The 25,983-nt window shown below is 35.2% G+C and carries 24 protein-coding genes, 1 tRNA gene and 1 CRISPR repeat array (1 of these 26 only partly in view); of the genes, 4 read left to right on the top strand and 21 right to left on the bottom strand.

The window, feature by feature from the left end; genetic code table 11:
* A CRISPR array of direct repeats spans window positions 1-1,596; the repeat unit is 36 nt; unit sequence GTTGTGGTTTGATTAAAGATTAGAAAACACGATATT; it reaches 420 nt to the left of the window's first position.
* A gap of 168 nt (window positions 1,597-1,764) precedes the next feature.
* From cas2 to EV142_RS12340, 20 genes are all read right to left on the bottom strand, one after another.
* Window positions 1,765-2,070 carry a CRISPR-associated endonuclease Cas2 gene (cas2, locus tag EV142_RS12435; RefSeq protein ID WP_233565985.1) on the bottom strand — a complete coding sequence of 102 codons (306 nt, stop codon included), beginning with the start codon at window positions 2,068-2,070 and terminating at the stop codon, window positions 1,765-1,767.
* Window positions 2,070-2,984 carry a type II CRISPR-associated endonuclease Cas1 gene (cas1, locus tag EV142_RS12430; RefSeq protein WP_132036172.1) on the bottom strand — a complete coding sequence of 305 codons (915 nt, stop codon included), beginning with the start codon at window positions 2,982-2,984 and terminating at the stop codon, window positions 2,070-2,072. Before cas1 ends, cas2 begins: the two co-directional genes overlap by 1 nt.
* A gap of 452 nt (window positions 2,985-3,436) precedes the next feature.
* Window positions 3,437-4,660: a site-specific integrase gene (locus EV142_RS12425; RefSeq protein ID WP_132036170.1), complete on the bottom strand. Its 1,224-nt coding sequence runs from the start codon at window positions 4,658-4,660 to the stop codon at window positions 3,437-3,439.
* Window positions 4,661-4,989: 329 nt separating this feature from the next.
* Window positions 4,990-5,074: transfer RNA gene (locus EV142_RS12420), tRNA-Ser, on the bottom strand.
* Window positions 5,075-5,234: 160 nt separating this feature from the next.
* Window positions 5,235-5,624 (bottom strand): acyl-CoA thioesterase, encoded by a 390-nt coding sequence (locus EV142_RS12415; RefSeq protein WP_132036168.1) that lies wholly within the window; start codon window positions 5,622-5,624, stop codon window positions 5,235-5,237.
* Between the two features lie 3 nt (window positions 5,625-5,627).
* A complete protein-coding gene (ribB, locus tag EV142_RS12410) occupies window positions 5,628-6,761 on the bottom strand; it encodes a 3,4-dihydroxy-2-butanone-4-phosphate synthase (protein ID WP_132036166.1) in 1,134 nt (377 codons plus the stop codon).
* A gap of 2 nt (window positions 6,762-6,763) precedes the next feature.
* A complete protein-coding gene (locus EV142_RS12405; protein WP_132036164.1) occupies window positions 6,764-8,221 on the bottom strand; it encodes an LptF/LptG family permease in 1,458 nt (485 codons plus the stop codon).
* Between the two features lie 7 nt (window positions 8,222-8,228).
* Entirely contained in the window at window positions 8,229-8,921 is a 693-nt protein-coding gene (locus EV142_RS12400) for a LolA family protein (RefSeq protein WP_132036162.1), read from the bottom strand.
* Between the two features lie 7 nt (window positions 8,922-8,928).
* On the bottom strand, window positions 8,929-11,373 hold the full coding sequence (locus EV142_RS12395) for a DNA translocase FtsK (protein ID WP_132036160.1): 2,445 nt from the start codon (window positions 11,371-11,373) through the stop codon (window positions 8,929-8,931).
* An 18-nt stretch (window positions 11,374-11,391) separates the two neighbouring features.
* Window positions 11,392-11,766 (bottom strand): diacylglycerol kinase family protein, encoded by a 375-nt coding sequence (locus EV142_RS12390; RefSeq protein WP_132036159.1) that lies wholly within the window; start codon window positions 11,764-11,766, stop codon window positions 11,392-11,394.
* An 8-nt stretch (window positions 11,767-11,774) separates the two neighbouring features.
* Complete coding sequence (tpx, locus tag EV142_RS12385; protein WP_132036157.1) at window positions 11,775-12,272, bottom strand: thiol peroxidase; 498 nt, start codon at window positions 12,270-12,272, stop codon at window positions 11,775-11,777.
* A gap of 394 nt (window positions 12,273-12,666) precedes the next feature.
* Window positions 12,667-12,924 carry a DUF6952 family protein gene (locus tag EV142_RS12380; protein ID WP_017495510.1) on the bottom strand — a complete coding sequence of 86 codons (258 nt, stop codon included), beginning with the start codon at window positions 12,922-12,924 and terminating at the stop codon, window positions 12,667-12,669.
* A gap of 136 nt (window positions 12,925-13,060) precedes the next feature.
* The gene (locus tag EV142_RS12375) at window positions 13,061-13,369 is read right to left on the bottom strand and encodes a thioredoxin family protein (protein WP_072964537.1); all 309 of its coding nucleotides are present in this window, start codon (window positions 13,367-13,369) and stop codon (window positions 13,061-13,063) included.
* A 175-nt stretch (window positions 13,370-13,544) separates the two neighbouring features.
* Window positions 13,545-14,183, bottom strand: a complete 639-nt coding sequence (locus EV142_RS12370; RefSeq protein WP_132036155.1) for a peroxiredoxin — start codon at window positions 14,181-14,183, stop codon at window positions 13,545-13,547.
* A 134-nt stretch (window positions 14,184-14,317) separates the two neighbouring features.
* The gene (locus EV142_RS12365; protein WP_132036153.1) at window positions 14,318-15,931 is read right to left on the bottom strand and encodes a glycoside hydrolase family 3 protein; all 1,614 of its coding nucleotides are present in this window, start codon (window positions 15,929-15,931) and stop codon (window positions 14,318-14,320) included.
* Window positions 15,931-16,383 (bottom strand): GNAT family N-acetyltransferase, encoded by a 453-nt coding sequence (locus tag EV142_RS12360; RefSeq protein ID WP_132036281.1) that lies wholly within the window; start codon window positions 16,381-16,383, stop codon window positions 15,931-15,933. Before EV142_RS12360 ends, EV142_RS12365 begins: the two co-directional genes overlap by 1 nt.
* 22 nt (window positions 16,384-16,405) lie before the next feature.
* Window positions 16,406-16,756, bottom strand: coding sequence for a hypothetical protein (locus EV142_RS12355; RefSeq protein WP_132036151.1), 351 nt, complete (start codon window positions 16,754-16,756; stop codon window positions 16,406-16,408).
* 22 nt (window positions 16,757-16,778) lie between these two features.
* Window positions 16,779-18,320 (bottom strand): MFS transporter, encoded by a 1,542-nt coding sequence (locus EV142_RS12350; protein ID WP_132036150.1) that lies wholly within the window; start codon window positions 18,318-18,320, stop codon window positions 16,779-16,781.
* Window positions 18,307-19,878, bottom strand: a complete 1,572-nt coding sequence (locus EV142_RS12345) for a glycoside hydrolase family 10 protein (protein ID WP_132036148.1) — start codon at window positions 19,876-19,878, stop codon at window positions 18,307-18,309. Before EV142_RS12345 ends, EV142_RS12350 begins: the two co-directional genes overlap by 14 nt.
* Before the next feature lie 213 nt (window positions 19,879-20,091).
* Window positions 20,092-21,300, bottom strand: coding sequence for an anhydro-N-acetylmuramic acid kinase (locus EV142_RS12340; RefSeq protein ID WP_132036146.1), 1,209 nt, complete (start codon window positions 21,298-21,300; stop codon window positions 20,092-20,094).
* A 247-nt stretch (window positions 21,301-21,547) separates the two neighbouring features.
* On the opposite strand from EV142_RS12340, the gene EV142_RS12335 reads away from it, so the two are divergent.
* Together EV142_RS12335 and EV142_RS12330 are read left to right on the top strand one after the other, a co-directional pair.
* Window positions 21,548-22,759, top strand: coding sequence for an alpha/beta hydrolase-fold protein (locus EV142_RS12335; RefSeq protein ID WP_132036144.1), 1,212 nt, complete (start codon window positions 21,548-21,550; stop codon window positions 22,757-22,759).
* Window positions 22,760-23,049: 290 nt separating this feature from the next.
* Window positions 23,050-24,123 carry a type I restriction endonuclease gene (locus tag EV142_RS12330; RefSeq protein WP_132036142.1) on the top strand — a complete coding sequence of 358 codons (1,074 nt, stop codon included), beginning with the start codon at window positions 23,050-23,052 and terminating at the stop codon, window positions 24,121-24,123.
* Window positions 24,124-24,191: 68 nt separating this feature from the next.
* On the opposite strand, the gene EV142_RS12325 is transcribed toward EV142_RS12330, so the two are convergent.
* On the bottom strand, window positions 24,192-24,818 hold the full coding sequence (locus tag EV142_RS12325) for a hypothetical protein (RefSeq protein ID WP_132036140.1): 627 nt from the start codon (window positions 24,816-24,818) through the stop codon (window positions 24,192-24,194).
* Window positions 24,819-25,008: 190 nt separating this feature from the next.
* Here EV142_RS12325 and EV142_RS12320 point away from each other — a divergent pair, with 190 nt between their 5' ends.
* Together EV142_RS12320 and EV142_RS12315 are read left to right on the top strand one after the other, a co-directional pair.
* Window positions 25,009-25,287, top strand: a complete 279-nt coding sequence (locus tag EV142_RS12320) for a hypothetical protein (RefSeq protein WP_132036138.1) — start codon at window positions 25,009-25,011, stop codon at window positions 25,285-25,287.
* A 197-nt stretch (window positions 25,288-25,484) separates the two neighbouring features.
* Window positions 25,485-25,769 (top strand): hypothetical protein, encoded by a 285-nt coding sequence (locus EV142_RS12315; RefSeq protein WP_132036136.1) that lies wholly within the window; start codon window positions 25,485-25,487, stop codon window positions 25,767-25,769.
* Window positions 25,770-25,983: the final 214 nt, after the last annotated feature.

Below are 25,983 nucleotides of genomic sequence, written 5' to 3'. Positions count from 1 at the left end.
AAAACACGATATTAAGCTAAACGAACCGATTCCGGATCGCCTGGTTGTGGTTTGATTAAAGATTAGAAAACACGATATTGATTTGTCTCTGCCCTTCAATCCAACCCATGTTGTGGTTTGATTAAAGATTAGAAAACACGATATTAAACATCAATGGTATTGACGTTGTTGTAATGTTGTGGTTTGATTAAAGATTAGAAAACACGATATTGATATTGGTACGGTTCCCGATATTGGTACGGTTGTGGTTTGATTAAAGATTAGAAAACACGATATTCCTGAACAGGTGTAAATGATATCTCAGTAGGTTGTGGTTTGATTAAAGATTAGAAAACACGATATTACATGCACCTCTGCCGATAAGTGTTTTAAAGTTGTGGTTTGATTAAAGATTAGAAAACACGATATTAACAAGTTGCTTTTGTTTCCCCGTGTCCAAGTTGTGGTTTGATTAAAGATTAGAAAACACGATATTACTTACTGCATATAAGCTAGAGATAAACGGGTTGTGGTTTGATTAAAGATTAGAAAACACGATATTTGTTCTTGCGTTTATTTCTTCAGCCTCATCGTTGTGGTTTGATTAAAGATTAGAAAACACGATATTTATATTCCAACTGCTCACCGTATTCTATAGGTTGTGGTTTGATTAAAGATTAGAAAACACGATATTTTAAGAACAAAATCAATTCATGTGCAGTCAGTTGTGGTTTGATTAAAGATTAGAAAACACGATATTTTCGAGTATCGATAGTTTCCGGAATGTTGGGTTGTGGTTTGATTAAAGATTAGAAAACACGATATTTAAAGTATAAAATTCCATTAACTTTAATTTGTTGTGGTTTGATTAAAGATTAGAAAACACGATATTTTATTTTTGGAATAGAAATGTGACGGTAAGGTTGTGGTTTGATTAAAGATTAGAAAACACGATATTTTTCCACCCTTTCAAAATTCTACCAAGTATGTTGTGGTTTGATTAAAGATTAGAAAACACGATATTTTAAGGGCTACCCCTACAGCAATAGCCGCAGTTGTGGTTTGATTAAAGATTAGAAAACACGATATTGATCCGACAGGTGGATTAATTGCCCCGCTGTTGTGGTTTGATTAAAGATTAGAAAACACGATATTGTCGGGCCACGTTGACGATACAACACGTTTGTTGTGGTTTGATTAAAGATTAGAAAACACGATATTTCTTCTTACCTTTTCGTACTCTGATGCCTTGTTGTGGTTTGATTAAAGATTAGAAAACACGATATTATGCGATTAAGGGCTTAGCACGAGAGCACTGTTGTGGTTTGATTAAAGATTAGAAAACACGATATTTTAAATCTGTAACCGAAGCGTTAGAGCTTAGTTGTGGTTTGATTAAAGATTAGAAAACACGATATTGCTATTGCAAAACGCCTATAACAAGTCGTTGTTGTGGTTTGATTAAAGATTAGAAAACACGATATTGCTGTAGGTCTTACCAACGCCTGCAGCGCCGTTGTGGTTTGATTAAAGATTAGAAAACACGATATTCCGATTAGCGTAAGGACCAAATCAAACTTAGTTGTGGTTTGATTAAAGATTAGAAAACACGATATTAGTTGGCTTGTTTCCTTCTGATATATAAGGATTTAGATGTGAATATCGTTCAGAAAAATGCCTCTTTTATGGTTTGATAACCCATAATTGTGGCATTTTTTCAATCGTAGGGTTTAGTAAATGAGGTTTTGGACATTGAAACGTTACTAATAATTAAATAGATTAGTACTAAAATAATTCTAGTTGCGTAGGTTGAGGTGCTGATGGTAAGGCTGCTTTTCCCCAAAAATTTAAGATATTACCAAATTGCTTATCGGTTATTCGAAGTACACTTACTTTTCCTAAAGGTGGTAGTAGTTTGTGGATTCTTTTTTCATGAACGTCGGCACTTTCACTACTTGCGCAGTGGCGTACATAAACAGAATATTGCATCATCGAAAATCCATCTTTTAATAAATTGTTTCTAAATCCAGATGCATTTCGTCTGTCTTTTTTTGTTTCTGTGGGGAGATCAAAAAAAACAAATAGCCACATTATTCGATATCCGTTAAGCTCCATAATGCAGGATATTTAATTTTTTTTCGATTTCCTGTGAAGCATTGTTGGAGAGAACTTGCAGTCTTTTGTAAAGCTATCATTAAAGGACTTTTCTCATCTTTAAAATATACCGTTCTAGTTAATATTTGTAATAATTCAGCCTTAATAACGGTGTTTAATTCTTGTTCATCAAAACGCTGCATAATTTCAAAGACTTTTTCATCCACAATGGGGCGAAACGGTTCCATGATATCATCAGCAAGTGCAAAAGCATTGTATTTACTTTTATGGTGAATTCCTAATGTATTCAATAGGCCACTTCCGGAAAGAGCTCTTGCAGTTGCGGCTCTTAAAATCGCATATCCATAATTCAAGAAATTATTAGGATAGTCGCCATATCTTTCTCGTTTTATTCCATCAAATTCTAGATTTGGCTGAGGAAAATATTTCCAGTATTGTTGTGCTGCAACTCCTTCCATATTAGATGAATCTCCACTTAATACTTTACTGGCAAGAAATACAAAACTATTTTTGGAATCAGTTATTTTTTCGAGTAACTGCCCTTGGTTTTTAATTTTTTCAATTATTGTTTGTTGCCATAATTGCTTTTTTAATGGTATAGAAGCTTCAATCTGATTTTTGAATATTTCCTGTTGAATGTGATGGCTGTTCAGGTTTAACAGCATTCCATTAGGAAGATGATTCTTTCCACATATAACAATAGAAGTATTGTTATCAACAAGTAAATTCATAGCAGGAATGCTGAGGTAGATTTCATTATGATCGAGAACAAGAAAGCCGATATCTTCAATTGGGATAGAACTCTCTTTCATTTCTGATTTTAGTAACAGCTGATTATTTTTTGCCGTTATGGAAAATTTGTTTTCAATTAAAATAGTTCTTTTTAGCATAAATTTAATTTGAAATTATAATAACAGTTTGTTCTATCTAAATTTGCATTTTTAATTATTTGCCTAAAGTTCGACTTAAAAGAAATGTTGTTTTTACGGTTTTCCATAATTTACGAATTTTAGTTTTAACATTATTGGATGTACTGACTTCGTAGGGAGTTTTAGTTAAGGCTAGATCTTAACTTTAGAGCATGAGAGAAACGTAAACTTATGACCGCAACTTTAAGTAGAAAGCCGTCCAATTAATTTATGAAAGAGATAATATTTTACAAAACTAGCCAAGGAACTTGGAATAACAGCTCATTTACTGTATAAGTAGAGGCAAGATTGTCTGAAAGGTAAATATTGGGAATTTATAAAGGAGTATATAATGAAGCAGTACAAAATATATTATTGGAAAACAGAAATTTATATAATGAATTAGAATGCATTAATTATTATCCTTCTATTTATCAATTCTTATATTTTTCGATTAATTTATTCATGTCTTCTTTCACATTTGAATCCAAAACTTTTGCATAATGCTGAGTTTGTAAAATATTTGTATGTCCCATCATCGAAGACACATTTTCTATTCGTACCCCATTTCCTAAAGTTACTGTCGTGGCAAAGGTATGTCTGGCTGCATACCAAGTAAGATTTTTATCAATTTTGCACAAAATTGCAATTTCCTTTAAATACTCATTCATTTTTTGATTGGATAGTTGAGGTATTAATCCGGTTTGTTGGTCTTTATATTTTTTAATTATTTTTTGAACTGGAGGAAGAATAGGAACATTGGACCTGATGGAAGTTTTGGCTCTGTTGGTTTGAATCCACTGGTCATTGTTATTGTCAGTAACCAGATTGTTCACTGTTAGAGAGCAAGCATCTATTGGCGCATATCCAGTATAGCAGCAAAAAAGAAAAATGTCTTTAACTTTTTCTAATCTTTCATTTCCGAATTTTTTAGTCTCTATTGTTTTTAATTCTTCAGGAGTTAAATAAACAGCATTTTTGATGTTTAATTTGCCCTCGTAGATGTCGAAAGGATTTCTGTCCAACTTACCCATTTTAACAGCATAATTAAAGGCTGTTTTGTACATTCTCATATACTTCACGACAGAATTGTTTTTGATCCCTATTCTTCCTTTAAAGTTGCTTTCATATTTCAAATATGATTCTAAATTAAATATAAAAGGGCTATCGATTTTACTCCATGCAAAATCAACGTTATCATATTCTTTTAGCGTAAAAATCATTAATAATTCTTTGGAGCGTTCATACTTTTGCAAAGTTGCCTGAGATCTTTCTGCAATTGAAACTTTTTTTCTAAAATATTCAATATGCATTTCCAAAACTTCAATAATTGAAATTCCGTTTTCTTTAATTATTCTCTTTCCTTTTAATTCATCTCTAAGATTTAATAATGAAATGTCTGTATTGTGCTGAATTAGTTCATTAAATTTTTTCTCGATGGTAAGGTGAAATAGATCAAGGCTGCGGCGAATGACTTTTTCTTTTTCCAGTTTAAGGACATTTCGTAGTTTATTAGTAAAATTCCACCTCTCTTTCGAAATATATTTACCAGTGGATACAGATATTGATTCCTGTTTGTAGTGTATACGAGCGCAAATACAAGATTCATCTCTTCCATTAACTCTTTCTGATTTTAAATAAAAATAAATTTTTAGCATAACTCATTCTTTTTAAAATTAATATGTAAAATTAAATAAGAATAACAAAACTCTCCGGAAATTTTTAAGGAAGCCCTTATTAAATGATCTTAGTTTTTTTGTAGTAAAAAACTTTATTTTTAAACGAAAAAAAAGTGCACTAATAGGTGCACTTAGGTTTTATAAATTTGTATACTATGATTATTGTAAATGAAGATATAAATTTATTAGAGCCTGATTTTATTGGGTTTTTGAAGGATTAAGATTTTTTTGAATTGAGGGTTCCGGAGTTTTTGGCTTCCTCTAAAAGCACTGCGAGCCCCAATGATTATTGGGGCTCGCGTTTTCAGCGGAGAAAGAGGGATTCGAACCCCCGGACCTGTTACAGTCAACAGTTTTCAAGACTGCCGCATTCGACCGCTCTGCCATTTCTCCAGTATGTTGCGATCATTTGCTGATTGCGAGTGCAAATATAGTGTGCTTTTTCGATTATAAAAACTTTTTGGGAGCTTTTTTACGGATTATTTTAAATTAATTTTTAAGTCCTTCATAATCAGTAATTATTTTAAAAACAATTTTACGTTAAATAAAGCGTTTAGTCTAAAACAGGTACCGGTTTTTTGTTTTCATCAACAGCAACGAACGAAAAAGTTCCTGAAACTACCGTTTCACGAAGCTCGGAATACATTTGTTCCATGAAAATATCAACGTGAATTTTACAGCTTGTTCTTCCCACACTAACTACTTTTGCCACTAATTCGATTAGCGTTCCGGCTGGAATTGCTTTTTTAAAATCAATTTGACCGGTTGATATCGTTACCACTTTTTTTCGGCTGAATCTCGTGGCACAAATAAAAGCCACTTCATCCATGAGATGAAGAGCAGTACCTCCAAACAAAGTATCGTAATGATTTGTTGTACTCGGAAAAACAGCTTTAAAAATACGAGTTTCCGATTTTGTAATTCTTTCCTCTAATGTTCCCATGTATTAATAGCTTACGTATTCAATGATTTCAAGACCATAACCAATCATTCCGACACGTTTGGTTTGTTCCGTATTCGATATTAACCTGATTTTAGAGATATCAATATCATGAAGAATCTGAGCTCCAATTCCATAATCTTTGCTGTCAATGATCACTTTTGGTGCTTTCATTGTGCCTTGCGACTGTAACGTTTTAAGCTCCGCAATTCTGTTTAACAGATTTATGGCCTGCATATCCTGATTAATGAATATAACAGCTCCCTTTCCGTTTTCACTGATCGCTTTAAACATATCATCCAGCTGCTGTTCTGCATTATTGGTTAAAGTACCTAATAAATCATTATTAACCTGTGAAGAATTTATTCTCGTTAAGATGGGTTCTCCAAGATTCCAGGTTCCTTTCGTTAAGGCAATATGTATTTGTTTGTTTGTAGTTTGTTCGTAAGCTCTTAATCTAAAAGTTCCAAAACGGGTTTCGATATCAAAATCTTCTTTTTTAACGATCAGGCTATCATGCTGCATTCTGTAAGCGACTAAATCTTCAATCGAAACTAATTTCAAATCAAATTTTTTCGCCACTTTTATGAGCTGAGGTAAACGGGCCATTGTTCCGTCCTCATTGAGGATTTCACAGATAACACCGGCAGATTTAAAACCGGCTAATCTTGCAAAGTCAATTGCGGCTTCCGTATGTCCGGTTCTTCTTAAAACACCACCTTGTTTTGCCACTAAGGGAAAAATATGTCCGGGACGTGCTAAGTCATGTGGTTTTGTATTGGCATCAACCAAAGCTTGTACGGTTTTAGATCGGTCAGCAGCAGAGATTCCCGTAGTAACGCCATTTCCTTTCAAATCTACAGAAACCGTAAAAGCAGTTTCCATATGATCTGTATTATTGCTTACCATGGCACGTAAATCAAGTTCTTTACAACGGCTTTCAGTCAGCGGTGTGCAAATTAATCCACGCCCGTGTGTGGCCATAAAATTGATCATTTCCGGAGTTACTTTTTCGGCTGCAGCCAAAAAATCACCTTCATTTTCACGATCTTCATCATCGACTACAATGATTACTTTACCTTGACGAATATCTTCTATAGCTTCTTCAATGGTATTCAATTGTATTTTTGTTGTTGACATAGTTATTGTTTGTTTTGAACAGGGAAAAACCGTTCGGAAATTTTTTGAAATAGTTGTGATATCGGAGTTGTAATCGCATCAAAATTGATTAATCCGTTATCATTTGTAGCCCGATACGTAAGTAACACGGCTAATGGCAATAAGATAAAGGAAGACATCCAGGATCCCATAAAAGGACTCATTCCGCCTTCTTGTGAAAGTCTTTTTCCAAAAGTATTAATGAAGTGAAAAGTGATAAAAATCAAAACAGCAAATACAATTGGTAAGCCAAGTCCGCCTTTTCGTATAATAGCGCCAAGTGGTGCACCAATAAAAAACATTAAGAAACAGGCAAAAGCAATAACGAATTTCTCGTATAGTGCAGTTAAATGTTTATTGATTTCCCTCTGTTTGTCCTTTAGTTCTTTCTGAGTTGAGTCAATAGAGTAGATGTTGCTGGTAATGGTGCTGCTCGCCATTTTTATAATATCCGACTTTTGTTTGTTGGTATATAACGATAAAATGTCGTTAGGAATCGCTTTTTTCTTTTTTTCGGGTTTTATTGCTTTGGGAGCAGTTTTAATTCCAACCCGTTGATTGATATTTTCCGAAAAAGAGATGATTTCATTGTTTAGATTTTTGTTCAGGGAATCTAAGGTATAGCGTAATTCGTTAACGTTAAGCATACCATTGGTGCTGCCGACGCTTTCGGGACTATCATCATCTGTTTTGTTTAACTCTGATAAATCTATATTGATAATCTGTTTTTTGAATTTTCCCTTTACGAAAGGCAATTTAGCACGGTCCTCGTATTTTTTTGGCGTTACATCCTGATAATAATAACCGTCATTTAAAACCAGTTTTAAAATACTGGACTTTTCATTACTAATCAATTCTCCGTTTTTTGCTTTGATTACGGTTTTGTTCTCGCCGAAACTATTCGCTTTTTCATGGATGGTGACTCCGGTCAGAATATTACCATTTTCACCGGACTTTTTGTTTACTTTAATATTGTAAGTGCCGACATCATTAAACTGGCCTTCCGCAATTGCCATTGCAGGTTTGGCCTGCGCTATATTTTTTCGGAAGTTTACAAATTTATATTCGGCGTAAGGAATTACATTATTGGCAAACCAAAAGGCCACGATACTTAGTACGCATATAAAGATTATTAAAACCCGCATCGCCCTTTGCAGTGATATTCCGGAAGATTTCATAGCAGCAAATTCGTAATTCTCAGCCAGGTTACCAAAAGTCATAATAGAAGCCAGTAAAACCGACAGCGGTAAAACCAAAGGTATTATTCGGGGCATCGAGAATAAGAGGAATTTTACAACCAGTATCAAATCAAGGTCTTTACCTGCAAGTTCTGAGATAAAAAGCCAGACGGTTTGAAGAATGAATATAAAAAAAAGGATTACAAATACCGTAGTAAATGTAATCAGAAAAGTTTTTAGTAAGTATTTGTCTAAAATTTTCAACCTTGAATTAGTCTAATTTATTGATGTAGTATTTTGGATATTTGCTCGCTACAAATGTAAATTGATTTTTTGATAAAGGCTGGTTGGTTTTAAAAGAATTAACGGTTAAAGTGGTTTTTGTTCCATTTTTTCCGGTTTCAATTAAATTGTAGATGTGTTTTGTCTGTACATCAATACCTAAAAGAATCTCTTTTCTCTGGTCTTTAGTATTGGTAGGAGCTAATTTAATATACTGAATTTTTCTTCCTTTCACATTTTGAACAATATCCATATTGTATTTGTATCCGGAATTAAAGAAAGTAAGCATTTTTGAAGGCGTAATCGCAGCATCATCTTTTTCGTTTACTTTCGAAATGGTAACTTCTTCGTCCTCAGGAACGATAGTGTATGTTTTTTGCCCGTCAAAAATTTTAGTAACGCCCATGAAATTTAAGACAAACTGATTGCCTTTCATAATTACATTTCCTTTACTGTCCTGATTAATATTCTCTTTGGCATTGTTCAGGGAATATTTAAAATCGATTGCAATGTTGTCGTAACTTTTTATTTTGGCTGTTACCTGATTCAATAAATCCTTGGCTTTCTTATCCTGAGCCTGAATAGAAGTGAAACTCAAAAGCAATAGAACTGCTATTTGAAAAAACTTTTTAGTCATGTTAGTGATAGAATTGTTGTTGATTTCCTGAATTTTTGCTTTCATGATGGGGTTAATTTTGTTCATTATTAAAAAATTGATCAAGAGCACTTAAATCTAAGATGTTTACACTTCGGGCTTTACTGCCTTCAAACGGTCCTACAATCCCGGCAGCTTCCAGCTGATCAATCAAACGACCTGCTCTGTTGTACCCTAATTTTAATTTTCTTTGCAATAATGAAGCTGAACCTTGTTGTGCGTTGACAATAATTTCGGCAGCTTCTCTAAATAAAGTATCTCTTTCGGAAATATCCATATCAAGATTGATGCCAGTTTCTTCCCCAACGAACTCAGGAAGCAAATAAGCGGTGGCATATGCTTTTTGTCCGCCAATAAAATCCGTAATTTTTTCTACCTCCGGTGTATCGATAAAAGCACACTGAACACGAACTACATCATTTCCGTTGGTATATAGTAAATCTCCGCGTCCAATTAACTGATCGGCTCCTTGTGTGTCAAGAATCGTTCTCGAGTCAATTTTAGAAGTTACCCTAAAAGCAATTCTGGCTGGAAAGTTAGCCTTGATCAAACCTGTAATTACGTTTACGGATGGTCTTTGTGTGGCAATAATTAAGTGAATACCAATAGCACGCGCCAGCTGAGCCAGACGGGCAATCGGAATTTCGACTTCTTTTCCGGCAGTCATAATCAAATCGGCAAACTCATCGACTACCAGCACAATGTATGGTAAAAAACGGTGTCCCGCTTCCGGATTTAATTTTCGGGATTTGAATTTTTCGTTGTATTCCTTAATATTACGAACCATCGCATCTTTCAGTAGCGAATAACGATTGTCCATTTCAACACAAAGGGAATTCAGCGTGTTGACCACTTTGGCATTGTCGGTAATAATAGCATCTTCCGTATCGGGAAGTTTCGCTAAATAATGTCTTTCTATTTTGTTGAATAAAGTAAGCTCTACTTTTTTCGGATCCACCAAAACGAATTTTACTTCTGCAGGGTGTTTTTTGTATAAAAGCGAAGTTAATACCGCATTAAGTCCAACCGATTTTCCTTGTCCGGTAGCTCCGGCCATCAGTAAGTGGGGCATTTTGGCTAAATCGACAACAAAAGTTTCGTTAGAAATGGTTTTTCCTAAAGCAATAGGCAGCTCCATTTCAGCTTCCTGAAATTTAGCCGATCCAATGACACTTTTCATCGAAACCATAGTCGGGTTTTTGTTCGGAACCTCAATACCGATAGTTCCTTTTCCTGGAATTGGCGCAATAATACGAATTCCTAATGCCGATAATGACAGCGCAATATCATCCTCTAAACTTTTGATTTTAGAAATTCGAATTCCGGCTTCCGGTACGATTTCGTATAAAGTTACCGATGGACCAACGGTTGCCTTGATTTGTGCAATTTCAATTTTGTAGTTACGAAGGGTATCTACAATTTTGTTTTTATTTTCTTCAAGTTCTTCCTGATTGATGGTAATTCCGCCTGTTGAATATTCTTTTAATAAATCAATCGTTGGGAATTTATAATTCGATAAATCCAGGGTAGGATCAAAAAGGCCAAAATCAGCTACCAGGCGGGAAGCAAGATTTTCCTCGATAATATCTTCTTCCTCCGGTTTTTCAACAACAAATTCTTCGGTATGTACCGGAGTTTGTGTTACTGGATTTATATTCATCTGAAGTGGCTTTAAAATCGGATTTAAATCAATTTCTGATGAATTTGAAATAGTGGGTTTTAAAGCTTCTTTGTTGATTTCGAATTGAGTATCTTCTGTCTTTAAGTGAATGTTGTCTAATTCCTCATCCGGTTCTTCAACGGCAAATTCTTCTAAATTGTAAGCGCTTTCCACTTGTGGCTGCGTTTTAAGAGCGCTTAATTCAGACTTGATTTCGTTTTTGGTCGAATCAAAATAAGACTGGATCTTTTCAGGAGATAATTTTATTTTGAAGATCAGGTATACGATTAGTCCAAAAAGCAAGACCAGTAAAGTCCCGGTTTTTCCGATATAATCCTGTGAAAATAAATTAAGTTCATAGCCAATGGTTCCGCCCAGTTCAGGTGCAGAAGTAGCAAAGAACCCAAATAAAACAGAAACGATAATAATAGCAAAAAGGTCCCAGAACCAAATATTTTTTAGTTTTCTGAGGGATAGTTCCAATGCCAAAAACATTCCGGTAAGGAAAAAGAGTCGCACAAATATAAAAGCCGCCAATCCAAAACCTTTATAAACGATCAGATCGGATAAAAAAGCCCCGAATTTTCCGAGCCAGTTTTGTACTACCTCCGTACGGTCGCCGAGTTGGCTGACAGCACTTTGGTCAGATTGTCCGTTGATGTAAAAGGAAATGAATGCCACTAATAGTGCAATAGAAAATAATACCAGAAGACAGCCTAAAACAAAGCGTTGTTGCTTATTTGGTTTCCAGGATCTTGAGGTTTCGGTTTTTGCCGTATTTTTTTTGTCTAAAGTTTCTTTTTTGGTTGTTTTTGCCATTCTTGCGTTTAGTATTGCCTATACAAATTTTGGAATATAAATGATCAAACCTATTGCGATTGCGGTCATTGCGGCAAAAAATACCGCTCCGGCAGCAATATCTTTAATAAATCCGATTCTTTCATGATAATTGGGATGAATAAAATCGGCTACTTTTTCAACGGCTGTGTTTAGCCCTTCTATGCTTAGTACCAAACCAATTGCAAGGGTTTGGAAAAGCCATTCCTCATGAGAAATATGAAAGTAGAAACCGGCAATAGTCATTAGTATTCCCAGTGAAAATTGTACCATAACACTATGTTCGGTACTGATTAGTTTTACAGCTCCCTTAAAAGCGTAGGTTACGCTTTTAAGTCGGCCTTTAACAAAAGTATTGTCTTTTTGAAACTCCATTTCAGTTATTATAATGCTGCTAAAGCTGCTTCGTAATTTGGCTCGTTTGCAATTTCAGCAACTTGTTCTGTATGAGTGATTTTTCCGTTAGCATCAACCACAATGATGGCTCTTGAATGTAAACCTGCAAGAGGTCCGTCAAGGATTTCTAATCCGTTTGCTTTACCAAAACTTCCTTCCTGAAAGTCAGATAAGTTCACTACATTTTCTAATCCTTCCGCTCCGCAAAAACGTTTTTGGGCAAATGGCAAGTCTCTTGAAATACACAAAACAGTTGTGTTTTCTAAATTACCGGCACTTTCGTTGAATTTTCTAACAGAAGTGGCACAAGTTCCTGTATCTACACTTGGGAAAATATTTAAAACTAATTTTTTACCGGCGAAATTGCTTAATGAAGCCACTGATAAATCATTTTGTACTAATTTGAAATCAGCTAGTTGTGATCCAACTGCTGGTAATTCACCTGAGGTATGAACGGGATTTCCGCCTAATGTTATTGAAGCCATGATTTTTGTTTAATTTAATGAGGTTCAAAAGTAAGGATTAATATTTGAATCTAAAAGTATTTGTTGTCGCTTATCGGAACAATTAGGAGAGTCTTAAGATTATTAATTGTTGGTGAAATGTAGGCTGGGAAATGTGAGTTTTGAGTTTTGAGATGTGAGATGTGAGATGTGAGATGCAAGATATGAGATGCAAGACGTAAACTGCAAACTGCGACTGTAAACTGCGACTGTAAACTGAGATTGCAAACTGTGACTGTAAACTGCGACTGATCCCGATAGCTATCGGGAGAGACTGCAAACTGAAAACCTCTAAAAAACGGCATAAAAAAAAGCGCTTCTTAAATTAGAAACGCTTTCTTTAGTCATGTTTTTTTATTCTCAGGAGAGAGGCCGATTATTTATCGATCGAACCTAAAACACGTTTCATGAACGCATTTAAAGCTTCTTTTTTATCAGTGCCCTGAACGACCATTTTATGTACTTCAAGTGCACCATACATATTTGAAATTAATTCGCCAATTACATCTAATTCTTCATCTTTTAAAGACGGAATCTCAGTCATAGCTTCTAAAACTTCAATAGTTTCGATGATGTAATCCTGATCGTTTTCTTCGATAAACTGCGTTAATTGCTTTATTACGGGTAATTTCATATTTAGACTTCTTAGATTTTTAGACTTGCTTAGACTTCTTAGAGTTGCTTAGATTTTTGGACTTCACTAGATTTTGAAACTAAGATTTAGAGAATCTAAGTAGTCTGAAAATCTAAGCAAGTCTAACAATCTACGATTAAGCAATTGCGTTAACTAAATCGATTAAAACTTCTTGTTTATTGGTTTGTGTTTCACCCACTAATTTTCCGTTTACGAAAGTGGCGAAAGTAGGCAGGTTGCTTACATTGGCTAATTTTCTGGATTCCGGAGCATTTTCAGCATCAACCAAAACAAAAGTGATAGCTTCATTTTCTGTGGCTAATTTTTTGAATTTTGGTTTCATAATACGGCAATTTCCACACCATGAAGCTGAATATTGTACTACTACTTTTTCGTTTTTAGCAACTAAATCTGCTAACGTATCTTCGTTTAAGTCGATTAACATGTTTTTGTTTTTTAAGGTTCTGAGGTACTGAGGTTCTGAGAGGCTAAGGTTTTTAGCTTCTTCTTTTTCTCAGTCTCTTTTGAATATTTTTCGGAAGTAAGATTTAAGTTACTAAGGCTTTGAGAAAAAATCTCAGAACCTTAGCATCTTAGTATCTTAGAACCTTTAAGAAGAATTAGTTTGCACTTAAATACTCAGCAGTACTGATTCTGTCTGCGCTCATAGCTTCTTTACCGGCTTCCCAGTTTGCAGGACAAACTTCTCCTTTAACCTGAATGTGTGTATAAGCATCAACCATACGTAAATATTCGTTTACGTTACGTCCTAATGGCATATCGTTAACACTTTCGTGGAAGATTTTTCCAGTTTCGTCAATTAGGTAAGTAGCTCTGTAAGTTACGTTTGAACCTTCAACAATTACAGAGTCAGTCTCTTCGCTGTATTCTGTAGATTCGATATCTAAAATCCCTAAAATGTTAGATAAGTTACGGTTAGTATCAGCAAGGATCGGGTAAGTAACACCTTCGATTCCACCGTTGTTTTTTGGAGTGTTTAACCATGCAAAGTGTACTTCGTTTGTATCACATGAAGCTCCGATTACGATAGTATTTCTTTTTTCAAATTCTGGCAATGCAGCCTGGAAAGCGTGTAATTCAGTTGGACATACAAAAGTAAAATCTTTTGGGTACCAAAATAAAAGTACTTTTTTATTGTTGTTTACTGCTTCTTCAAAAATATTGATTTTTAAGTTGTCACCCATTTCTGAGATAGCATCTACTGCAATACTTGGGAATTTTTTTCCTACTAAAGACATATTTTTCGTTTTAAGTTAAAAATTTATTTGGTGCAAAAGTAGGGTATAAGTAAGGCTACTTACAATAGGGTGTAATTATTAATATTTATTTAGTGATAACTTTTTGTTATACTTAAAGAAAGGACGTTTGTAAGTTATTGAATGTCAATATTTACAGGAAGAGTTCCGTTGCAATTTCCATTTTCAAGAAATTGAATTCCTGCCACTTTTTGAAATTCTTCAAAATCCTGGTAGGCCTGTACAAGTCCTGAAGCCTTTTTCAGATTCGGGATTACAGGTAAAACGTACGGATTTCCGAAAACATAAACGATACATTTTTTGGTTTGCAGCAGCTGTGAAAGTAAATCTAAAACTTCAGTATGTATTTCGAAATCATTCATTGGTTTTGCCTTCGGAACAAATAAGGAAATAATAATAGTTTCGAAATTTGCCAGTGCTTTTTTAATTTCCGGAATACTGGAGTCTTCTACATTTTCAAAAGCAAATTCAGGAGTATCTAATTTTGCATGTAAGGTTTTGAAGAAAGTATTTTCGACAGGCTTATACAAACTCAATTTGGCCAGCTGCTTATTTTTATGTGCTTCAAAAGCCAGTACTGTATTTGAATTATCGATGATTTTGGTGATGGTGTTTTGGGCAATTTCAAAGTTTAAAGCTGCCGTTTTTTCAAAATCCAGATCTCCTGATGTAAATGCTTTATCGGTAAGGATTCCCACCTTGTCCTTGCATTTCATAATTCTGTGGTAACTCTCCTCGATACGTTCGGGAGAAGCATTTTTCAGGATCGCTTCGATTCCTTCGGGAACATTTTCGGCGAAACACAAAATATCATTTCCGGCATTGAAGGCTTCCCATTCCAGTTGACCTTTTGTTGCGTACAATTTAGAAACACTGTGCATATTTAAGGCATCGGAAATTACCAAACCATCATAGCCTAATTGTTCGCGCAAAAGGGTTTCGATAATAGGTTTTGACAAAGTAGCCGACGTATCTTTTCCGTCATTTAAGCTTGGAACCGCCAGATGTCCAATCATAATCGAGTCGACTTTATTTTCGATTCCTTTAATGAAAGGATACAATTCGTTGTCTAATAATTCTGCTAAGCTTTCCTTTAAAACCGGCAATCCCAAATGCGAATCTACATTGGTATTTCCGTGTCCGGGAAAGTGTTTCAGGCAGCCTAAAATTCCGGCATCAGACAATCCTTTTAAATACGCCACAGCAAAATCGGCTACTTTTTCTTTGTTTTCACCAAAAGAGCGATAGCCAATCACAGGGTTATTCGGATTGTTATTGATATCAGCCAAAGGCGACAGGTTATAATGAATTCCAGCCGCTTTTAAGTCGGAACCAATTTGTTTTCCGACTTCATACACCAGATCCTTTTTGTTTTCAGGTAAAGCACCAAGGGTTATTGCGTACGGATATTGCGGTGTTTTTTCGATACGCATTGCCAGGCCCCATTCGGCATCAATGCTGATTAAAAGCGGGGTAGCGGCTGATTTTTGATAACGGATGATTAACGCTTTGATTTTCTCGTAGCTGTCATCATTAAAAACTACTTTTTTCTTGCTTTCGTAATTCGTTGCAGCACTGGCACGGCTGTGAAAAAAGGTCAGTCCGCCAATATGGTGTTCTTGTATTAAACGTTCGGTTTCCTGAATGTTTTCTTCGGTATCGTTGATAAAAACAGCGGGAAAAAAGAATTGTCCCACCTTTTGTTTTAGTGCTTCGGCTGTCATTTTCATTAGTATAAAGTCTTTTTCATGCAAACACTGTTTTCAACGTTTTCATAGGGAGGATAATTCGGAATCAGGGTATAACCGGATTTTTGATACAGCGCAATGGCTTCGGGCTGTTTTTTTCCGGTTTCCAAAATCGTATACGGATAGTTAATTTCGTCTGCCCAAAGTTCCAAAGCTTTCAGAACCTGAGAAGCGATTCCTTTTTTGCGATGTTCCGGATGCACATACATGCGTTTGATTTCAACCGTATCACTTTCTTTTTCCCTAAAAGCGCCACAGCCTACAGCCATATCATTTTCATAAAATACAACGACATGTTTTATTTTGTCAATTTTATTAAACTGATTGTAAAAGGTATGTTCTTCCCCGTCCCTGATTTTTAAGTCCTGGTCTAATAAAGCGACCAGAGTTATAAAATCAGGATCATCAGAATTGGTGCGTTTCAGGCTGGTCATGATCGAATGCTGTAAAGTTTTATTATTTGAGTTTGCTTTTCTTTTGTCTGGCAAGTTTGGCAAGCTGGGTTTGGGTTTGTACGGCTTTTTCCAGTCGGTTTTTAAATCGAAAGAGTTTTGGCAGTCCTTCCAGTCGGTCTTCGATGGTGATTTCTTCAAAAACAATAATTGCTTTTTCTAAAACCCGGATTTCGTTTTCGATGTCGTTTTGGTTTTTGTAGATCGTAGCCAATCTGTCGTAAGGATGATTTCCTTTAAAGTTTTCAGCGACATTCTCTTCATACAATTCAACTGCTTTTTCAAGGTTTCCTGTTTTCTCGAACTCAGCTCCTTTCAGATTTCGTTCGGCCTGCAAATTCTCATTGATTTCCATAGGTAAGATGTTTGATTTGGGGTTAAACTTCTTGATATTCTTTCCCAAAGTCTTTCGGGAAAATTAAAAAACGTGATAAAATAATACCTGGAATTGTAGCCAGAAATACCCAAATAAAGAAATTTCCATACCCTAAATATTCCTGAATATAACCGCTAACCATTCCGGGCAACATCATTCCCATAGCCATAAATCCGGTTGCAAGAGCATAATGTGCGGTTTTAGATTCTCCTTCAGCCACATAAATCAAATACATCATAAAAGCTGCAAAACCAAAACCGTATCCAAATTGTTCGACGATCACAACGGCATAAATATAATAAATAGAAGCCGGATGAAAATGCGCCAGCAGGATAAAACCAATTATGGGTAAATGCATGGTTAAGATCATGGGAAGCATCCATTTTGTCAGGCCTTGTTTTGAAATGGCAATTCCCCCAAGAATTCCGCCTAGGGTTAAAGCAATTAATCCAAAAGTTCCATAAATCAAGCCGATGTCTTCGGTTTCAAGTCCCATGCCGCCTTTTTTGATTGTTTTTTGGTTTCCTTTATTAGTAATTAATAGATTTACAAAGTCAATTCTGGCCTTATTGGCATTTTTGTATTCTTCCTTATCTTTATTTTCTACTTCTTTTAATTGCTTCTTCTGATCTCTCATTTCCACTAAAACAGGCAGTTTAGCATAAAGGAATTGTAATTCTGAATCGGATAATTTTTCTCCGTTCTTCACCTTTGAATTGTATAATTCTAATGCCTTTGCCTGCCCTTCGTCTAATCCCGTTTCAACCAACTCGTATTTAATTGGATCTACTAAGAAAGGCGTCAGCATTTTAATTAATTGCGATTCTCCTAATCTGAATAATAAGATAAAAGAAAGGACAATTATGATTTGTTTTTTTCTGAAGAAACTTGCAAAAATGCTTGCAAAACTTTGTTTATTGGCAGCTACAGGTTTTTCGCCTGCGTTTATTTCTGTTCTTGGTGTTGAGAAAAAATTGTATACCGTTATAAAAGTCATTAACAAGCCAACAGCAATCATCGTATACGACCAGGCTTTGGTATTGTCGCTGTATTTATGTTCCAGATATCCTGCCAATAGAACAATTAATCCGTTTCCGGCCAGCATGGCGAGTCTGTAAAAAGTACTTCTGATACCAATAAAAAAAGATTGTTTGTCTTCGGGTAAAACCAATAAATAAAACCCATCGCTGGCAATATCATTAGAAGCCGAAGCAAAAGCGGCCACCCAAAAGATGGCTAAAGTCATCATGAAAAAACCGTTTGCCGGAATTGTAAAACCGACTAATAAAAAAGCAATCGAAATAAGCAATTGCATGGACAAAAACCATTTTCGTTTAGTTCCGACTAATTCAATAAACGGACTCCACAATGGCTTGATTACCCAGGGCAGATATAATAAACTGGTATAAAGACCAATGTCTTTGTTAGAAATTCCAAGTTTTTTGTACATGATAACCGAAACGGAAATAATGACGGCGTAAGGAAGTCCAGACGCAAAATTTAAAAGCGGAATCCAAAACCAGGGTTTATTATCTGTTTTCATCGGGCTGAGCAGGTGAATATATTTTAAATGTCTTTTTTAAGTCGATCGTAGTCGGGGTACTTTCGTTTGCAAAATAATCAATAAATGTTACAGCGCAAGCTTTATACGCATTCATTTTTTGAGTAAGGATCGAAAAGGTAATAGAATCATTCATTTCGTTAACTCTTATTTTGTCAATTATTTGCGTGGCATCGTTCGTGTTGATTTTCGAAATATGATCGGCTCCGTATACCACCATATAACGCACTTTTGTATTCAGCGGTACTTTGATCGTAAAGGTGTAAAACGAACTGTCTTTGGCAAATTCGGTTACCGTCGGGATATCAATCACAATGCGCTTTAAATTCGGAACTGCCGGTGGCAATGCCGGATATTTGTATTGGTTTTCTTCGAGCAGACGTACAATATCAAAGTTTTTGTTCATAAACCATTTGGCACTGAAATAAGCACTTCCGCCTACTTTTTTAAAGCTTCTGGCGTAATCGATCTGCGTTGGGATTTCAGACGAAAAATTCCAGCTTTTATCACCATCGCCTCGTATTTTATAAGAAGCGTGGCCAATATAAACCGCGGTATTGTTGGAGTTTTCAGCCCACCATTTTACGAGTTTCGAATATGAAGCTCTCGGATTATTCATGCTCCAATACAATTGCGGCATAATATAGTCGATCCATTTTTGGTCCATCCATAAAACCGGATCGGCGTAAAGATCGTCATAGTTGGCCGTTGATTGGGTATCAGAACCTTTCGGGTCCACCGACTTGTTACGCCAAACGCCAAACGGACTGATTCCGAATTGTACCCACGGTTTGCTGGCTTTGATCGTAGTCGAAATGCTGTGTACAAAATTGCTCACATTCGCGCGTCTCCAGTCGGCAAGACTTAAACCTGAGCCATATTTTTTGAAAGAAGCCGTATCATTAAAAACTTTTCCGGGTACGGCGTACGGATAGAAATAATCATCAAAATGAATGGCGTCGATATCGTATTTGTCGACTACCTCTTTGACCACTTTGGTCAGATGTTCCTGAACTTCAGGCAGGGCAGGATCGTAATATAATTTTCCGCCGTATTCGATCATCCATTCCGGATGTTTGAAGATATCGTGATTCGGGCTCAAAAGGTTTTTGTTTAAATCGAAAGTCGCACGGTACGGGTTCATCCAGGCATGAAATTCAAAACCTCTCATGTGCGCCTGATCAATCATCCAGGCAAGCGTATCGTAAGACGGGGCAGGAGCCTGGCCTTCTTTTCCGGTCAGGAAACGCGACCACGGTGCCAGTTCTGACGCATAAAAAGCATCACCCACACTTCTGATCTGGACAATTACGGCATTGAAATGTAGTTTTTTGTATGTTTCCAGAATATCGATAAAATCCGCTTTTTCTTTCTCGACATTGTCCGTACTTGTTTTCGGCCAGTCAATGTTTACTACGGTAGCGATCCACACCCCTCTAAATTCAGTTTTAGGATGCGTTACTTTTTCCTGCGAATGAACATTCATTCCAAGAAACAGTACTAATAGTATAGAGAATAGTAGTGGCGTCTTTTTATGCATTGTAATCTGTTTTAACAAAAACCAAAAATAGTTTTTTTAGATGAGTATCGTAAATAATTAAGAAATAATAATTTTAACGGTATAGTTGTGTTTTTTGTTGCTGTGATTGCACTAATTAATTCGGTTTTGATTTTTTTGCCACGAATTGCACTAATTTTCACGAATTGTTTTTCTAATAATGATTAAAATAAAAATTTTACAGCTTTAATCTTTTTAATCCGGAAACGAAATTTTCCCCATCGTCACAGACGGAATCCCTTTGCTGTTTCCGAAATTATAATCCCCTCCTGCTACGGTTTCATTGGCTAAAATGGCGAACAAAACCGCTTCTTTGGCATCGCTCAGAATACCCAGATCATCGCTTTTTTGAAATTCGCAAGGCAATAATTCAGCGAGCCATTTCACCAGTAACGGGTTATGAATACCGCCGCCCGACATATAAATTTTGAAATCTTCCAGTGCATACGGACTGTTTTCCACCACATACAAAATCGCTTCGGCAATCGTTTCGGCACTCAGCCGCGTTAAGGTAGCCAGCAAATCCGGTGCCGAAATAGTCGTCAGATTGGTTTTCGAAAGAGCATTTTGTACAAATTCAAAATTAAACAACTCCTGACCGATTGTTTTCGGGAAGCTTTTTTGGAAGAAAGTATTGCTCTTCAATTCGGTTAAAAGTTCAGGATTTACCGTTCCGCTTTGTGCAATTTCGGCATCTTTATCGTAACTTTTTTCGGGGAAATAATGTTTGGTGTAGATATCAATCAAGGTATTAGCGGTGCCTGTATCGGTTACAAAAACCGCTTCGGCATCGAGGGAAGCGGGAAGATAGGTGAAATTGGCAATGCCGCCCATGTTGAGCATAATACGGTTTTCGCTTTTTTTGCTGAACAACAAATAATCGCCATAAACTGCCAAAGGCGCCCCTTCGCCACCCGCAGCCACATGTTTCTGCCTGAAATCAGACAGCGTGATAATACCCGTTTTTACCGCAATATGATCGCCGTCGCCAATCTGCAAAGTCGCATTGGGAAATTTTTCCTGCTGATGCAAAAACTTCGGGGCGTGCAAAACCGTTTGCCCGTGCGAAGCGATTAGGTCGACTTCGTTTGCGGGAATATTCCATTTCTGGAGGCAATCGTTGACCATGCCGGCGTGCAAAAGACCAATCCATTCGTTAAGTAGAGCGAAGTGCTGAAAATCGACTGTTTTCTTCGCAAACACTTTACGGATTTCGGTTTTAATGTCTTCGGTATACGGGATCGTTTCGAATTCGAGAATTTTTACGTCCGTATTTTCGCCCGATCCGGAAATTTCGCAAAGCGCAATATCCAGTCCGTCGAGTGAAGTTCCGGACATGAGGCCTAGTATTTTTCGGGTTTCTTTTTGGGCGATTTCGTGCAGCGCACTTATATTTTTATTCATTAAAATGAAGTTTTAGAAAAGCAGTTTATTTTGATAACGCTAAAATCAGATTTATTTGCCTATAAATATAATGAAAAAGGATTTTTTTATTTCTAAAAATCCGTAATTCGGAAAAAGGAACTTAATGCCGTAAAGCTTAAAAAATCAAGAAAATTTTTATAATTAATTGGTTAAGTTTGCCCGGAAATTCATCAAAATTGTTTTGCTGGATTTGAATCATCAATCAAACACTTAATCTTAAAAAACTATGAAAACATTTTTTAATGCTGTTGCCGCATTCATGCTGACTTTTTGCATGCAGGCACAGGAAAACAGTCCTTTTAACACAGGATTTGAAGAAACCATCTCTTCAAAAATATTGGGACAGCAACGCAAAGTCTGGATCCATATTCCGAATAGTAACGGAGGAAATAAAATTAAAGACAGAGGCCGTTATCCCGTTATTTATGTATTAGACGGAAGTGAAAATTTTAATACCGTTGTAAGCATTACAGAACATATGGAAGAATCAAATCTTTGCCCGCCAATGATTGTGGTTGGAATCCTGCACCAAAACCGATTGGTTGATTTAACAACCGGTACAGACAAAGAATTGCCGGATGTTGTGGGCGGCGGCGAAAAATTTATGTCGTATGTCGAGAAAGAATTGATTCCGTATATAGATGCCAATTATCCCACCACAACCTATAAAACTTTTATGGGTCATTCGCTTGGAGGTTTGACGGTGATGAATACTTTTTTGCATCATCCACAATTATTTAATTCGTATGTTTCGCTTGATGCTTCGTTGTGGTGGAACAATCAGCAGGCAGTGAAAGAGGCCAAAACGATTTTGCCAACGCAAAATTATAAAGGAAAAACGCTGTATATGGCAATGGCAAACCGATTAGAAAGAGGTGTTGACACTTTAAGTGTTCAAAAAGATACAAGCGGTAGCACCGCACTTATTCGCAGTAATTTAGAATTTATCAAAGAACAGTCTAAAAATAAAAAGAACGAGCTGCGTTTTAAATACAAGTTTTATGAAGAGGACAATCATCCTTCGGTTCGTTTGATTGGGGAATACGATGCGCTTCGCTTTATTTTTGAATTCTACAAACTTAAAATTTACGACAGCGAATTAAAAAATCCTGATTTTAAATTAGATTCCTTATTGGTAGCGCACTATAAAAATGTTTCTGAAAACATGGGGTATATCGTGAAGCCGGGCGAAAGTCAAATTAATAATTTAGGCTACCAAATGATGGGCGCCAAACAATTAGCAAAAGCCGAAACCTTATTTAAACTCAATACCACCAACTATCCCGAAAGTGCCAATTGTTATGATTCTCTCGGTGATTTATATCTTGAAAAAGGCGATAAAGCAAAAGCGATAGAAACTTTCAAAAAAGCGTTAACGCTAAAAGCAATTCCGGAAACGAAAGAGAAATTAGAGAAGTTGTTGAAGGAGAAGAAGTAAATTTTATTTGATTATATATTGGAAAGCTCAATCGTTTGGTTGGGCTTTTTTTGTGGACATAATCAGGTATAAATACTTGGTTGTTTTAGAATTGTCAATTAATACATTTGAAGAATATAAATTTATTTTTCTAAAAAAGGTTTTCCGTAAAAAAAATGTAACTCACTGGTCTACATTTGAAAATTGCACTTACGAGTGAGATGTTGTGTAATCATTTTTACTAATGTTAGAGAATTGAATAAACCCAAATAAACATTTAGATACCAATAGAAACACCAATATACTAAAATATGGAAGCAGATTTAAGACTAAAACTTGAGCAATTACACCAAAGAGTTGATTCACTAAAAGATCAAATTAACACCGAAGAAGCTACTAAAAATGCATTTGTAATGCCATTTATTCAAATTTTGGGATTTGATATTTTTAATCCTACAGAAGTAATTCCGGAATTTATATGTGACATTGGTACAAAAAAGGGCGAGAAAATAGATTATGTAATTAAAAAAGATGGTGAACCTATTTTAATTATTGAATGTAAACATTGGAAAGAAAATGTTGATGCACATAATTCTCAACTTCATAGATATTACCATGTTTCAAAATCTCGTTTTGGAGTTTTAACTAATGGTCATACTTATAATTTTTATGCTGATTTAGAAAAACCAAACATAATGGATGAAAAACCTTTTTTTACATTAGACCTGGCAAATATTTCTGATTCCAGCTTAAAAATTCTTGAAAACTTTACTAAAAGCAGTTATAATTTAGAAAATATTTTAGACTCGGCAGAAGCATTAAAATATATAAAAGCAATAAGAAATGAATTTGAAAAAGAATTACAAAATCCGTCTGATGAAATTGTAAAGCTTCTGGTAAGCAAATTCTTCAATAAACCATTAACCGCATCAAGATTAGTAGCATTTAAAGAATACACAAAGAAAGCTTTTTCTAACTCTATAAATGAATCTATAAATTTCAGGCTTAAAAATGCATTAAATATTGGTGAAACTATTCCATCAAAAGAAAATCAAAAATTATCTTCTGTAGATGAAGAAATTGAAACGCCAAGATTTATTACAACCGAAGAAGAAATAGAAGGTTCACAAATTATCAAAGCAATTTTAAGAGAATCGATTCCTTCTAATAGAATATTTTTTAGAGACACACAATCTTACTTTGGGATTTTATTAGATGATAATAACAGAAAACCATTATGTAGGTTACATTTTAATTCTGCTAACAAATATGTAGAGTTATTTCATAATGGAAAAGATAATGGTGAAAAGCAACCTTTGCAAAGTCTTGATGAAATTTATAAATTCAAAAAAGAATTACTTTCTACTATTAAAAACTATGAATAGTAATTACTTGATATTTTAGGACAAGACAAAGGGCCTCTCTCTTCCGTCATTGGAAAAGTAATCAATTTTCAAATGTACTTCGCCAGTTGCTGTTGATTAAAAACTTTTTTTAGTTGCTTATTGTTTGTGTAACCGAGGGTTTCCTCACTTAGAATTTTGGTTATTATAATCTCTTCTGGCTTCATGTTGTTGTTTTTCATTGCAATAAGAATTAGTAGAAACGGGTAAGAGTAATACTTTGGTTTATTTAAGACATTGTCAATAAGTTTGAGGTTGATATTAAATAAGTTGAATATTATGGGTAAATAAATATTTTTGATTCTTGATAAAATTAGCTCGCATGTATATTCAATACCTTTTTCGGTTACAGGTAATATTATGCAGCCGTCTTTTTCACTAACTGTAGACATACTATAAACAAAATTTGCATTTGAGAGATTTGACGGATAGGGAGGGGCTATGTTGTGTATTTCTGTTTGCAAAACCGGATGCTCAACAAAGTGAATTATTTCATAGGCATTTGAATTTGTCAGGTATTGAAAACTAAGTGTTGAAAAAGCTTCCGAATCTTTATGTGTGATAAAAATTTTATTTTTGATTACTTTAATTTCGGGGTAGTCAGATAGCTCTCTTTTTAAATAATTCCACATTTCTTTTTCAAAATTAGTTATCAATTCTTTTTTTGTTTCTTTCATAACATAAAAATATTTAATCCAAAAATAGTTTTTGATATTAGGAAATCTGTCGACATATTTACTGGTGGTGCTTTTTTTGAAATAATTGGCAGATAAAAGTTATAGTTGGTTTACTAATTATGGTTTTCCATAAATAATCTATAAATCAGGTTTTTATATTTGTTTATTATAAATTTTAAAACAAAAAACTATGGCAAATTTTGGAAGAGATTCTTTAAGGTTTAATTATTCTTGGACAACTACTGAAGGAGATAGTAAAAAAGTTACTGGTTATCCAGATGATGTATTACTAAATAGAAATGAAGGTTATGAAGTACTGCATTTTATTAATAAGTACATAGTGACAAGAAATTTTAATATTACAGTTGCAAATTTTACAATTATTGAGAATTCAATTAAAACAAGTGTTCCTTCAAATTTAAGAAGTCAAGCACACATTAAAACGTGGTTAGATAATAATTTAAAATAAAAACTATTATCACGCGTAATCTTTGTTACGTAATTATAGATAACCTGCTAATTAGGCAGGTTGTTTAGTTTAAAGTTTTATGCCGAAATAATAGATAGTAAATATTAATTTGTAAGTAAATACGTATTTTTTAATCAAAAATACATATATTTGTTTTTGATAAAATATCCAAGGGAGTAAACTAAAACTCTTTTACAATGCAAAAAGAAAATCAAAAAGCATCACACCAGGATGTGGTGCCGTCCGTAGTCCATTTCCTTTCCGACCTTTGGTTTGAGGGAGATTTTAAAAAACAGCCTTTGTACCTGCAGGAAATTTTCGAGTTCATGCTCGAAACCGAATTCGGCAATGATCAGGAGCTCAGGCAAAAAATGCTAAGCTGTATCAGAACCAGCAGAAATCTGGCACAGACGTTGTCTCCGTTTACAGACGAGCAGATTCAGCAGGCCTTTCTGGCTGTAGGAGCTTCAAAAGCGACTTAAAGGAGTACGATTTAAATTTTACAAATACCACAAAGCCCCGTACGTACGGGGCTTTTTTTTGGTTTGTATTTTATTGCTGTGGGAAAATTGTTTTTATTTTTAAGTTTCCCACAGAAGTTGTGGGAAAGTTGATTTTATTTTTCAGTTTCCCACAGAAGTTGTGTGAAAATTGATTTTTATTTTGGTTTTCACACAGAAAGTGTGTGAAAGTGAG

Origin of the sequence: Flavobacterium circumlabens (assembly GCF_004345565.1) — a bacterium.
GTDB classification, from domain to species: Bacteria; Bacteroidota; Bacteroidia; order Flavobacteriales; family Flavobacteriaceae; genus Flavobacterium; species Flavobacterium circumlabens.
Note: the sequence above shows the minus strand (reverse complement) of the source record. Positions and strands in the feature narration are given on the sequence as shown.